Source organism: Candidatus Dactylopiibacterium carminicum (genome assembly GCF_014736495.1).
GTDB classification, from domain to species: domain Bacteria; phylum Pseudomonadota; class Gammaproteobacteria; order Burkholderiales; family Rhodocyclaceae; genus Uliginosibacterium; species Uliginosibacterium carminicum.
Window position 1 is genome coordinate 1 of the sequence record NZ_MDUX01000079.1, and the last position, 11,954, is coordinate 11,954.

The 11,954-nt window shown below is 58.0% G+C and carries 13 protein-coding genes and 1 pseudogene; 4 read left to right on the forward strand and 10 right to left on the reverse strand.

Annotated elements, in window-relative coordinates; translation table 11 throughout:
* Positions 1 to 107 (reverse strand): transposase (locus BGI27_RS16290; protein WP_141239830.1); only part of this gene is annotated, 107 nt, incomplete at its 3' end.
* Between the two features lie 158 nt (positions 108 to 265).
* Here BGI27_RS16290 and BGI27_RS16295 point away from each other — a divergent pair.
* The 4 genes from BGI27_RS16295 (at position 266) to BGI27_RS18320 (ending at position 4,403) form a co-directional block, all read left to right on the forward strand.
* A complete protein-coding gene (locus BGI27_RS16295; RefSeq protein WP_095525865.1) occupies positions 266 to 676 on the forward strand; it encodes a Fur family transcriptional regulator in 411 nt (136 codons plus the stop codon).
* A 119-nt stretch (positions 677 to 795) separates the two neighbouring features.
* Positions 796 to 1,653 carry a Tim44 domain-containing protein gene (locus BGI27_RS16300; protein WP_095525866.1) on the forward strand — a complete coding sequence of 286 codons (858 nt, stop codon included), beginning with the start codon at positions 796 to 798 and terminating at the stop codon, positions 1,651 to 1,653.
* A 459-nt stretch (positions 1,654 to 2,112) separates the two neighbouring features.
* Positions 2,113 to 2,838 (forward strand): hypothetical protein, encoded by a 726-nt coding sequence (locus BGI27_RS18315; protein WP_223871870.1) that lies wholly within the window; start codon positions 2,113 to 2,115, stop codon positions 2,836 to 2,838.
* Positions 2,766 to 4,403 (forward strand): pectate lyase family protein, encoded by a 1,638-nt coding sequence (locus BGI27_RS18320; protein WP_223871871.1) that lies wholly within the window; start codon positions 2,766 to 2,768, stop codon positions 4,401 to 4,403. Before BGI27_RS18315 ends, BGI27_RS18320 begins: the two co-directional genes overlap by 73 nt.
* Before the next feature lie 280 nt (positions 4,404 to 4,683).
* Here BGI27_RS18320 and BGI27_RS16310 read toward each other — a convergent pair whose 3' ends face one another.
* From BGI27_RS16310 to BGI27_RS16350, 9 genes and pseudogenes are all read right to left on the reverse strand, one after another.
* Complete coding sequence (locus BGI27_RS16310) at positions 4,684 to 5,109, reverse strand: F0F1 ATP synthase subunit epsilon (protein ID WP_095525867.1); 426 nt, start codon at positions 5,107 to 5,109, stop codon at positions 4,684 to 4,686.
* A 99-nt stretch (positions 5,110 to 5,208) separates the two neighbouring features.
* On the reverse strand, positions 5,209 to 6,633 hold the full coding sequence (gene atpD / locus BGI27_RS16315) for a F0F1 ATP synthase subunit beta (protein WP_095525868.1): 1,425 nt from the start codon (positions 6,631 to 6,633) through the stop codon (positions 5,209 to 5,211).
* A gap of 24 nt (positions 6,634 to 6,657) precedes the next feature.
* Positions 6,658 to 7,523 (reverse strand): annotated as a pseudogene (gene atpG, locus BGI27_RS16320) (F0F1 ATP synthase subunit gamma).
* A 12-nt stretch (positions 7,524 to 7,535) separates the two neighbouring features.
* Complete coding sequence (gene atpA, locus BGI27_RS16325) at positions 7,536 to 9,077, reverse strand: F0F1 ATP synthase subunit alpha (RefSeq protein ID WP_095525869.1); 1,542 nt, start codon at positions 9,075 to 9,077, stop codon at positions 7,536 to 7,538.
* An 11-nt stretch (positions 9,078 to 9,088) separates the two neighbouring features.
* Positions 9,089 to 9,625 carry a F0F1 ATP synthase subunit delta gene (locus BGI27_RS16330; protein ID WP_095525870.1) on the reverse strand — a complete coding sequence of 179 codons (537 nt, stop codon included), beginning with the start codon at positions 9,623 to 9,625 and terminating at the stop codon, positions 9,089 to 9,091.
* Between the two features lie 3 nt (positions 9,626 to 9,628).
* Positions 9,629 to 10,102, reverse strand: coding sequence for a F0F1 ATP synthase subunit B (locus BGI27_RS16335; RefSeq protein ID WP_095525871.1), 474 nt, complete (start codon positions 10,100 to 10,102; stop codon positions 9,629 to 9,631).
* Between the two features lie 50 nt (positions 10,103 to 10,152).
* Complete coding sequence (gene atpE / locus BGI27_RS16340; protein ID WP_095525872.1) at positions 10,153 to 10,395, reverse strand: F0F1 ATP synthase subunit C; 243 nt, start codon at positions 10,393 to 10,395, stop codon at positions 10,153 to 10,155.
* An 85-nt stretch (positions 10,396 to 10,480) separates the two neighbouring features.
* Complete coding sequence (atpB, locus tag BGI27_RS16345) at positions 10,481 to 11,380, reverse strand: F0F1 ATP synthase subunit A (protein ID WP_095525873.1); 900 nt, start codon at positions 11,378 to 11,380, stop codon at positions 10,481 to 10,483.
* A 1-nt stretch (position 11,381) separates the two neighbouring features.
* The gene (locus BGI27_RS16350) at positions 11,382 to 11,723 is read right to left on the reverse strand and encodes an ATP synthase subunit I (RefSeq protein ID WP_170943086.1); all 342 of its coding nucleotides are present in this window, start codon (positions 11,721 to 11,723) and stop codon (positions 11,382 to 11,384) included.
* Positions 11,724 to 11,954: the final 231 nt, after the last annotated feature.

Consider the following 11,954-nt stretch of genomic DNA (forward strand, 5'->3'; position numbering starts at 1 on the left):
ATGCTCACATCCAGTCGCCCGGCAACGTCCGCAACGCTATGTCCGCGATCGGTCACTTGCTTGACCGCTTCAATCTTGAACTCTTCCGTGTATCGCTTGCTACTCATAGACACCTCCACTTGGTTGCCAGCTTAAGGCTTCGAAGTGTCTAGTGAACCGGGGGCGATTCATGTCCTCTGCAGTAGCAATTCTGAATGTCGTGCATCCTCATGACAGTCTTCGCAACCCAGTTGCATCAAGCCGCCCTTCATGCTCCAATCAATGCATGAATAGCTCTGCCACCCGCATTCACACGCTCGGCGCACGCGCAACACCCGCTCGCATTGCGGTACTGGATTTGCTTCTTCTGGCTGACCACGCTCTGAGTCATCATGAAGTGGAAACGGCACTGGCCGCTCATGGTTTCGACCGTGTCACGCTTTATCGGGTTCTTGATTGGCTGGTCGAAACGGGTCTGGCGCATCGCATCACAGAGAACGACCGTGTCTTTCGCTTCAATGCCTCTCATATGGAGCGAAATCATCCAGCACACGCACATTTCCGCTGTGAAGGCTGTGGACGGGTGTTCTGCCTGGATTCGGCGCCGGTTGCAACACCAAGCTTACCGCCAGGCTTCATCGGTCATCAGGCCGACCTTCGTATCAGCGGCAAATGCTCAGACTGCGCCAAGGCATGAAACGCTGCAGATAGCCCCTACGGTGGAGTATGCCTTCCGGTTTAAATAGGCACCGCTTAGCGGAACCAATGAGTCTGTTCTGCCTCCAATTTCCCTTTGCACTCTCGGTCAGAACTCCCATGCTCAAGAAATTCATGCTGTTGTGTGGCCTGCTTGTAGTTGGCTTCGGCTCTTTCATCAGTATCGCCGAAGCCAAACGGTTCGGCGGCGGCCGCTCGGTAGGCATCCAACGCCAAGTGGCACCTCCGCAGCGCCAGATGCCGCCGACAGCCAATCCGGCTCAAGCCAATGCGCGCCCAGCAGCGCCTGGCGCTCAAGCGCCTGCCAGCGGCCTGCGCAAATGGGGTGCCCCGCTGGCGGCGCTTGCCACCGGGCTCGGAATCGCCGCGCTGTTGTCGCATTTCGGCGTCGGAGCCGAGTTCGCCGGCATCATCCTGATTGCCGTTGTCGCAATGCTTGGTTTTGCCTTGTTGCGGCGTCTTGCAGGGGGCAATAACGCCAATGCACCCAAACCGGCCTGGGCAGGTGCTGCAGAAGGCAGCACAACGCAAACGCCTCAGGCCGAATACGCGTCATCCACCTTCGGCGGCACAACCCGGCGCTGGCCTGCTGAGTTCGATGTCGAGTCTTTTGAGCGTCAGGCCAAACTCAACTTCATACGTCTCCAGGCTGCCAATGATGCCGGCGACCTGGCCGACATCCGCGATTTCACATCGCCGGAGATCTTTGCCGAGATCAAGCTTGGCATTGATGAACGCCAAGGGCGTTCTCAGAAAACCGATGTCGTCGAATTGCATGCTGAAGTCTTGGAGGTTGTCGAAGAGAACGGTCGCTACATTGCCAGCGTGCACTACTCCGGCACTTTGCGCGAGGAGATCGAAGGTGGCGCCTCCGGCTTCGACGAGATCTGGCATCTGACCAAACCTGTCGACGGGAACCGTGGTTGGCAGCTTGCCGGAATCCAGCAACGCGCGTGAAATCGCTTTTTCATGCAGTGCAGCCGCCCATCGGGCGGCTTTTTTGTATCTGCAATGGATTAATTATATTAATCCTGACGTCAATTTACAAAATCGCTGCGCTTCTTTGCTTTTTTGTCAGAAAAACTTTTATATATTGCTAAAAATTTTTGATGCTCTTGCTAGACCTCTTGGGAGGGAAGCCACGACAGAGCAATAAATAAGAGGAGACAAAGTATGAAATGCATTGGTTGCAAGCTGGTCGCACCCTTGGTTGCGACATTGGTTCTCGTTGCTTGCGGCGGTGGGGGGGGGGGCGGGGGCGGATCCCCTACACAGCCCTCCTCCAGCAGTTCCGCTGGAGCCAGCTCATCCAGCAGTAGCGCACCAAGCAGCTCCAGTAGTTCGAGCAGCTCCAGCTCATCTGGCGAACCGGCACAGCAACCGGACTATATCGAATATGAAAGCAGTACTTGCCCGGTGGTCGATCTGAAGGGAGTGCCAGACGCTGCCAGCTTCACGGGAGACAGCACGCCGGTAGACGTGGATCAATACGGTGACCGGACCTACGAAGCACCACAAAAGATCGACGGCAAGCATGATCCCGCCAACTATGAAGCAGCCCCAGTCCTGCCTACTTGGCAATTCGCAACCACGGACCCCACAGGGGGCAAACTGAGCAACTTGGAATGCGACGTGGCGCCAGACAATGGATGGCATAGCTATGTACGCGAAAGCGGTACAACAGCCACCAACATCACGCACAAGAAGATTGTGGTGACAGGTGGCCGCAATGCTGCGGCCAACCGCATCTACACCGTCTACAACGGTCAGCAGCTGGTTGCTGCGCTCCGGGAGGCTAGGTTGGAGCCGAAGATCATTCGCGTGGTTGGCCACATCGACCTGCGCATGAGCGAGAGCAACACCAAGTTCGAGGAATACACCAGCTACCGCGACCAGAAATTCGGCGGCTCGATCAGCCTGCCGTCCAATACCACATTGGTCGGCATCAACGATGCCGCGGGCAAACCGGCGCGCATCACGGGTACGACGATCCTGATTGGATCGGAGAAGGGCACGACCACGGCGGTACTTGCGGGTGCAACAGGCGATGCAGAGAGCGATTTCAAGAAATGGATCGCTGCCGGCAAAACGGGGATGAATACCCGACCTGGACACGCAACATCATCATCCGCAACCTTGTGATCGACACACCGTGGGACGTCAATCCTGAAGGATCTGCCGACGCCTATGCTGACGGAGTCACAATTTCCCGTTCCCAGAATATCTGGGTCGATCATGTCTCCATCAGTGATGGCGACACGCCTGACGGGATCAGCACGAACTCATCGTCGAAGACCCGTCATGACGGGGCCCTCGACATCGTTCGCGGCTCGGATTACGTGACACTGTCCAACAGCTTCTTTGGTGACCATGGCAAAACTACTCTGGTTGGCAATGGTGACTCAGGCCGTGCCTGGAGCGACCAGGATCGCCTGCACGTAACCTTCACCGGTCTGTGGTGGAAGGGCGTGCAGTCGCGTCACCCACTGACTCGCTTCTCTCAGCTGCACACTTACAACAATCTGATGCAAGGCGTGATCGGCACGCCGACCTATGGCCACAAGTTTGAAAACGGTGTGGACGTGCGCTATGGGTCGTCCGTTTTTGCCGAAAACAACTTCCATCTTTTCACGGGTCTGAAAACTACCGAGGTATGCGGCAAGCTCATCGATGGCAAGGACGGTATCGGCTTCCGCACCCGCGGCAACTATTTCATCAGTGACAAGGAAAATGGCAAGGACTGGGCCTTGACCTGGACAGGCCCTGTGAACGTCGATAGCGGTTTCGCAGCAGGCACCTGTACCAAGGCTTCTTTGCCGACGGCGGACATCACGTGGGAGCCTCCGTACCAGTACAACCTGGTCTGCGCACCGCAAGCGCGACGTGATATCGAGAAATACTCTGGCGCCGGACGCATTGGCAAATACGCTACGGCAGGCGCTCATACCGATACGCTCTCCGAGGATAGCTGCTATGAAAACAATCGCCTGGGCGAATCCAGCGGTGGTTCCTCCTCCAGCAGCTCGAGCGCTTCGTCTTCCAGCGGATCATCGGACAGTTCCTCCAGCAGCAGCGCTTCCAGCAGCTCGGAAGGTGCGACGCCGGTCTGCACCGCAGCATTCACGTGCGATACCAGTGTTGGTGAAGGACATATGAGTAGCAACGTTACGGCAAATGGAGCGAGTAACTACGACTCCGTAGCGCAGGCTTGGTTAATCGACGGTGCTGGCGTAATGGGCTCCAATGCCAACAGTTACAACCATTACTTCAAGTACATGCCATTGACCGGCGATTTCACCGTTACGGCACGCATCACGGCACAAGGCGGAAATAATGCAAACGCGCGTGCAGGCATGTTGGCAGCTGAGGCAGTGACTGGCTCCTCCTATAAATACGCATGGGCTGCACGCTATTCCAGCAACGGGGAAATCCGCGCCTCCAGCAACGGAAACAATGGATCGGCCATTGCTGGCGTAGGTAATACGGTACTACCCACATGGGTTCGTATCAGGCGTAGCGGAAACAATGTCTATGCCGAAGCGTCGACCGATGGCACCAATTTCGTCAACCGTGGTTCTGCCACCATGACCTCCACGCAGTCAACGCTGTATGTCGGGTTTGGTGTTTCGTCGAACAGCAATACAGCCACCGTTCAGGCGACGTTCGACAGCCTGCAAATTGACGGGGGTGGCATTACCCAGCCATGACAATTCACTGATTCTGGCTATCTTTGGACGGCGACCGCGCAACGGTCGCCGTTTTTGTATTCACCATGAGCAGTAAGGATGCCTCCTCTGCAGTACGGATACGGAACGAAGTGCATGCAGCCAGAAGGCGATCCGTGGTGCACTTTCGTCACACCATGCACAGCGAGAGGAGACGCAAAAAAGACAAGCAACATCTGGCCTGAAAGCAACGCATCCAAACAAACGAAAACGCCCCGCAAAGTGCGGGGGGGCGTTGAGTAGTTCGGCGACTTCACTCAGCTCAGTGTGAGCGTCTCCGTGCCTGATTGATGGTCGCCAGCTGCGCGATGGCCTCGGCCAGTTCAGCCTGCGCCTGGGCATAGTTGACTTCATGGGCCTTGTCCGCAAGCGCCTGTTCAGCATGCTTCTTAGCTTCCAGCGCCTTGGCTTCGTCCAGATCCTTACCCCGGATCGCCGTATCAGCCATCACGGTAACCAGATTCGGTTGCACCTCCAGCAGGCCGCCAGCCACGAAGATCACTTCTTCTTCGGCACGCCCCGGCACCTTGATACGCACGGTGCCCGGACGGATACGGGTCATCAGGGGAGTGTGCCCCGGCAGGATGCCCAGATCACCAGATTCGCCAGGCAGCGAAACGATCTCGGCCAACCCGGAGAAGAGCTCTTCTTCCGCGTTGACGACATCGACATGAACAGTCATTGCCATTCTTTACCCCTTGGGTGAAGGGCGAAAGGTGGAAGGCGAAGGGAAAACCAGCGCTGTGCGGCCACTCGGTCTCCCCTATCTCTTCTCCCTTCCCCGTTATTACTGCAGCGTCTTCGCCTTTTCGATGGCTTCTTCGATGGTGCCGACCATGTAGAACGCCTGCTCGGGCAGGTGATCGTATTCCCCACCGACGATTCCCTTGAAGCCACGGATCGTATCCTTGAGGCTGACGTATTTGCCGGGGGAGCCCGTGAACACTTCAGCCACGTGGAACGGTTGCGACAGGAAGCGTTGGATCTTCCGGGCGCGTGCCACGGCGAGCTTGTCTTCCGGCGCCAGTTCGTCCATCCCGAGAATGGCGATGATGTCACGCAGCTCCTTGTAGCGCTGCAGGGTCTGCTGCACGCCACGCGCCACGCTGTAGTGTTCTTCACCGACGATCAGCGGATCGAGCTGGCGGCTGGTGGAGTCGAGCGGATCGACGGCAGGGTAGATCCCCAGCGCGGCGATGTCACGCGACAGCACGACGGTCGAGTCCAAGTGCAAGAAGGTGGTGGCAGGCGACGGATCGGTCAAGTCATCGGCGGGCACATACACGGCCTGGATCGAGGTGATCGAGCCGACCTTGGTGGAGGTGATGCGTTCCTGCAGCTTGCCCATTTCTTCCGCCAGCGTCGGCTGGTAACCCACAGCGGAGGGCATGCGGCCCAGCAGGGCGGACACTTCAGTACCGGCCAAGGTGTAGCGGTAGATATTGTCCACAAAGAACAGGATGTCGCGGCCTTCGTCGCGGAACTTCTCGGCCATGGTCAGGCCCGAAAGCGCCACGCGCAGACGGTTGCCCGGCGGCTCGTTCATCTGGCCGAAGACCATCGCCACCTTGGACTCCTTGAGGTTATCGAGCTTGATAACGCCGGCTTCAGCCATCTCGTGATAGAAGTCATTACCTTCACGAGTACGCTCACCCACGCCAGCAAACACCGACAGCCCGCTGTGCTGCTTGGCGATGTTGTTGATGAGCTCCAGCATGTTTACCGTCTTGCCCACTCCAGCACCGCCAAACAGGCCGACCTTGCCGCCCTTGGCGAACGGACACACCAGATCGATCACCTTGATGCCGGTTTCGAGCAGATCCACGGAAGGCGAGAGCTCGTCGAACTTCGGTGCCGGCTGGTGAATTTCTCGACGCTCATCGCAATCAACCGGACCGACTTCGTCAATCGGGCGGCCCAGCACATCCATGATGCGGCCGAGCGTACCGTGCCCGACCGGCACAGTGATGCCGGCGCCGGAAGCATTGACCTTCATGCCGCGACGCAGGCCATCGGCGGAACCCATGGCGATGGTGCGGACGATGCCGTCACCCAGCTGCTGCTGCACTTCGAAGGTCAGGCCTTTCTCGACCAACGGATTTTCTTCGGAAACATCAAGCTGCAATGCTTCGTAAATCTTGGGCATGCCGTCGCGGGGGAACTGGATGTCTACCACCGAGCCGATACATTGAACAACGGATCCTTGACTCATTGTCATATCCTCAAATAACTAAATTCAAACCGCCGCGGCGCCACCGACGATTTCCGTAATTTCCTTGGTGATCGCCGCCTGACGCGTTTTGTTGTAGACCAGCTGGAGCTCCTTGATGACCGTGCCGGCATTGTCCGACGCGGCCTTCATTGCCACCATGCGTGCACTTTGTTCGGACGCCATGTTCTCGGCCACCGACTGATACACCAGCGCCTCCACATAGCGCAGCAACAGTTCGTCAACGACGGTCTGAGGGCTCGGCTCGTAGATATAGTCCCAAGAATGTACTGGAGCGCCCATGCGATCACCACACAGTGGCAGTAGCTGCTCGACGACGGACTCCTGGCGCATGGTATTGATGAATCGGGTATAGGCGATGTAGACCACATCCAGCTCGCCAGCCAGATACTTGTCGATCATCACCTTGACCGGCCTGATCAGCTTCTCCAGATTGGGCGTATCACCAAGCTGAGTCAGGTGCGAAACCACACACCCAACCGCTGCATGAAGCCGTAACCCTTGTTGCCGATGGCGGCAACCTGGATGTTGCGGATGCCCTGACCTTCCCATTCACGCATGCTGGCCACGGCCTGACGCAGGATGTTGGTGTTCAGCGCACCGCACAGCCCCTTGTCCGTCGTCACCAGCACCAGCCCTGCACCATTGACCGGCTCACGCGCGATCAGGAAAGGATGGCGGTAATCCGCGTGATTGGCATTGGAAAGGTTGGCGGCAAGACGACGCACCTTGTCCGCGTATGGCCGGGCCTGACGCATGCGCTCTTGTGCACGTCGCATCTTCGAGGCCGCGACCATTTCCATGGCCTTGGTAATCTTCTTGGTGTTCTGGACGCTCTTAATCTTCGTCCGGATCTCTTTCCCGCTTGCCATGATGCGCCCCGATCAGTTGGTCCAGCCCTGCTTGAACTCGACGATGGCGGCCTTCAGTGCTGCTTCGGCTTCAGCATCAAGATCCTTGCTGTCATCAATCTTCTGCATCAAGGCTGCCTGGCTGCTGCGCAGATACTGATGCAGTGCAGCCTCGAAGCCCAGAATGCGATTGACGCTGACATCATCGGTATAACCGCGAGTAATCGCATACAGCGTCACGGCCATTTCAGGCACCGCTTGCGGTTCATACTGGGGCTGCTTCAGTACTTCCACCACACGGCGGCCACGTTCAAGCTGCTTGCGGGTGGCATCATCCAGGTCGGATGCAAACTGCGCGAATGCAGCCAGCTCACGATACTGCGCGAGGTCGGTACGGATACCACCGGAGAGCTTCTTGATGACTTTGGTCTGTGCGGCCCCCCCCACGCGCGATACCGAAATACCAGCGTTGATGGCGGGACGGACACCTGCATTGAACAGGTCGGTTTCCAGGAAGATCTGGCCGTCGGTGATCGAGATCACGTTGGTCGGCACGAAAGCCGAGACGTCGCCAGCCTGGGTTTCGATGACGGGAAGCGCGGTCAACGAACCGGACTTGCCCTTTACTTCCCCGTTAGTGAACTTCTCTACGTATTCTTCATTGACGCGCGCAGCGCGCTCAAGAAGGCGCGAGTGCAGATAGAACACGTCACCCGGATAGGCTTCACGGCCCGGCGGACGGCGCAGCAGCAACGAAATCTGGCGATAGGCCCAGGCCTGCTTGGTCAGATCGTCATAGACGATCAGGGCATCCTGGCCACGATCGCGGAAGTACTCGCCCATCGTGCAACCGGCATAAGCTGCGATGTACTGCATCGCTGCGGATTCGGATACAGACGCGGCTACCACGATGGTGTAATCCATCGCGCCGTGCTCTTGCAGCTTGCGAACCACGTTGTTGATCGTCGAGGCCTTCTGGCCGATAGCGACGTACACACAAATGAGGTCCTTGCCCTTCTGGTTAATGATGGCATCAACAGCCACCGCAGTCTTGCCGGTCTGACGGTCGCCGATGATCAGCTCGCGCTGACCGCGCCCCACGGGCACCATCGAATCAATGGCTTTCAGACCGGTCTGCACCGGCTGTGACACCGACTTGCGCCAGATCACGCCAGGTGCGACCTTCTCGATCTTGTCGGTCAGCTTGGCATTGATCGGCCCCTTGCCATCAATGGGCTGGCCCAGGGCATCCACGACACGGCCGATCAGTTCAGGCCCCACGGGCACTTCAAGGATACGACCGGTGCAGCGCACCTTGTCACCCTCGGAGATGTGATCATAGTCACCCAGCACCACAGCACCGACGGAGTCGCGCTCAAGGTTCATGGCGAGGCCGAAGGTATTGTTCGGGAACTCGAGCATTTCGCCCTGCATCACATCGGCCAGCCCGTGCACGCGGCAGATGCCGTCCGTCACGGTCACCACGGTGCCTTCGTTGCGAGCGGATGCCGCCAATTGCAGACTCTGAATGCGACTCTTGATGAGATCGCTGATTTCAGAAGGATTGAGTTGCATGAAATGTGCTCCTAGTTCTGTAGCGCAGCAGCCATGGCGGCAAGCTTGCCGCGCACGGAGGCATCGATCACTTCGTCACCCACAGCCACGCGTACGCCACCGATCAACTCGGGGTCGACACGCACTTGCAGGCGCAGCTTCACACCGAAACGGGCTTCGAGATCAGTCTGCAAACGGGCGGTTGCCCCGGTATCCAGCGGGAAAGCAGAGCTGACGAGCGCATCGCGCACGCCTTCGTATGCATCAGCCAGGTCACCGAAGATACCGGCGATCTCCGGCAGCACCTGGGCGCGACCGTTCTCCAGCAGCAAGCGTACGAAATTGATCTGCTCCACATCGGCCGGAAGCCCTGCGGACTCCACCAGCAGTTTCTGCAGCGGTTCAAGCTCGAAGCGTGGGTCGGTGAGACATTCGCGCACGGAGGCGTCCGCGACAACCTGCGCCAGACGCTCCAGTGCTTCGCGCCAGGCGGACAGCTTGCCTGCATCGCGCGCGAGTGCGAACACCGCTTCGGCATAGGGCCGTGCAAGGGTGACGTTCTCGGCCATGGCTCAGCTCAGTTCCTGTTTCAGGTTGGTCAGCAGATCGGCATGGACTTCGGCATTGATCTCGCGACGCAGGATGCGCTCGGCACCGGCCACAGCCAGCACCGCCACCTGGGAACGCAGTTCCTCGCGGGCACGCTGCGCAGCGACTGCCGCCTCGGTTTGAGCTGCCTCACGCGCGGCCGCAACAATGCGGGTCGCTTCTGCGCGAGCTTCCTCGACGATGGCGGCGGCTTGCTGCTCCGCACCACCCCGCACCGTGGCCGCCGATTCGCGCGCTTTCTTCAGCTCATCGCTGACGCGTTTCTCGGTCAATGCCAAGTTGGTCTTTGCCTTGTCCGCCGCAGCGAGCCCGTCAGCGATCTTGCTTGCGCGCTCATCCAATGCCTTGGTGATCGGAGGCCACACGAACTTCATCGTGAACCAGGCGAACACCAAAAACACCACGATCTGCGCAATGAAGGTTGCGTTCAGATTCACGGCCGTTTCCTTTCCTGTTGATGAATGGTGATACGTTCAGGAAAGAAGGGTTACTTCAGGAACGTGGAGGTTGCAAACCACAGCGCGATACCGGTACCGATGATGAATGCAGCGTCGATCAGGCCGGCCAGCAGGAACATCTTGACCTGCAGCGCGTTCATCAGTTCGGGCTGACGAGCGGAGGATTCGAGATACTTGCCGCCCATCAGCGCGATACCGATACAGGCACCGACAGCGCCCAGACCGATGATCAGGCCACAAGCCAGCGCGATCAGACCGAATTCTGTTTCCATGACAACTCCTTGTGTGAATGGTGGATGAAACGTAGGTGCAAAATTTGGGAGGATTGTCTCCCTCCCGGGATGCGGGATCAGTCTGCTAGTGCCCTTCGTGTGCCTGGCCGATGTAGACAAGCGTCAGCATCATGAAGATGAAAGCCTGCAGAGTGACGACAAGAATGTGGAACACGGCCCAGGCGAAGCCCGCGACGATATGCCCCAACATGAGGAAGACGCTGGGGGCGTTCAGACCGGTCCAGGTCGCTCCCATCAACGCAATCAGCATGAAGATCAGTTCGCCGGCAAACATGTTGCCGAACAACCGCATGCCGTGCGAAACCGTCTTGGCACAGAACTCGATGAGTTGCATGGCCAGATTGATGACGCCCAGAATCAAGGCGAACAGCGGGTTCTTGGAAGATCCGAACGGTGCGCTGACCAGTTCGTGAGCCCAGCCGCCCACCCCTTTGATCTTGATGTTGTAGTAAAGGCAGAGCAACAGCACGGTGACGGCCATGCCCATGGTGGCATTGATATCCGCAGTGGGCACTACGCGCATGTAAGCGTGGTGCGGATCGTGACCGAGCCCGGCATAGATCGCAGTCCAGGCATTGGGAATCAGATTCACCGGCAGGAAGTCCATGGCGTTCATCAGGAAAACCCAGATGAACACGGTCAGCGCCAGGGGAGCCACGAATTTGCGGGATTCCGTACTGTGGATCAGATCCTTGGCCTGATCGGCGACCATCTCGACCAGGATTTCCACTGCTGCCTGGAAACGGCCCGGCACGCCGGCCGTGGCACGGCGGGCTGCGAACCAGAGCAGGAAACCACCGGAAAGCGCAATGAACACGGCCCAGAAGACGGTGTCGTAATTGATCAATCCGAAATCGATCAGGTCTTTCTGAGCTCCGCCAGTACCATTCAAGAAGGTTAAGTGGTGAGCGATGTACTCGCCAGCACTGACAGAGTGCTGCGTAACATCTTGTTCAGCTGCCATATCAGGTTTTCACCAAAAAAGCCAAAAAGAGCGCGTGCAACGACAATGCCACGCCAATAATCAGAGCCCCCCAATGGGCGCCTGCATAGAACACCGGCACCATGATCAGCAGGCACAGGGTCAGAAACAACTTCATCAGCTCACCGAACAGGAAAGTCCCCACGTCCGGCGTTCCCTTCACACGGGCTGTCCAACTCAAAAAACCCGCAAACAACAAATTGGGGAGTACTACTGCACCACTCCCGATGGCTGCCGAGATGCTAGCCAGCCAACCGAACAACCAACCACTGACTACCACTCCTATGCTGCCTGCTGCTATCTGCATCAGAACCAGCTTGAGCATCTTGATCCACCTTGGCAAAAGGGTTTTGCATTGCGGAAACGGCGCCCATCCTAGGAGCCCCAAGCCTCGCAAGTCAAGCATGCGGCGCTGCGGCAAACCCCTAACAGACCCCGTTTTCGCGCCATGCATCACTTGAGTGCCGCGCTGCCGCTCAACGTGCATAACGCACCCTTTGCCTAGAGCCTGTTCACAGTATCCGGAATGTGTTTACATTCTGGAATTTGGGTGTGA

Coding starts and splice junctions, on each gene's coding strand:
- BGI27_RS16310 (WP_095525867.1), bottom strand. CDS start 5,109: ATGGCAATGACTGTTCATGTCGATGTCGTCAACGCGGAAGAAGAGCTC.
- BGI27_RS16300 (WP_095525866.1), top strand. CDS start 796: ATGCTCAAGAAATTCATGCTGTTGTGTGGCCTGCTTGTAGTTGGCTTC.
- BGI27_RS16330 (WP_095525870.1), bottom strand. CDS start 9,625: ATGGCCGAGAACGTCACCCTTGCACGGCCCTATGCCGAAGCGGTGTTC.
- BGI27_RS16350 (WP_170943086.1), bottom strand. CDS start 11,723: ATGCTCAAGCTGGTTCTGATGCAGATAGCAGCAGGCAGCATAGGAGTG.
- atpB (WP_095525873.1), bottom strand. CDS start 11,380: ATGGCAGCTGAACAAGATGTTACGCAGCACTCTGTCAGTGCTGGCGAG.
- BGI27_RS16295 (WP_095525865.1), top strand. CDS start 266: ATGAATAGCTCTGCCACCCGCATTCACACGCTCGGCGCACGCGCAACA.
- atpD (WP_095525868.1), bottom strand. CDS start 6,633: ATGAGTCAAGGATCCGTTGTTCAATGTATCGGCTCGGTGGTAGACATC.
- BGI27_RS18320 (WP_223871871.1), top strand. CDS start 2,766: ATGGATCGCTGCCGGCAAAACGGGGATGAATACCCGACCTGGACACGC.
- atpA (WP_095525869.1), bottom strand. CDS start 9,077: ATGCAACTCAATCCTTCTGAAATCAGCGATCTCATCAAGAGTCGCATT.
- atpE (WP_095525872.1), bottom strand. CDS start 10,395: ATGGAAACAGAATTCGGTCTGATCGCGCTGGCTTGTGGCCTGATCATC.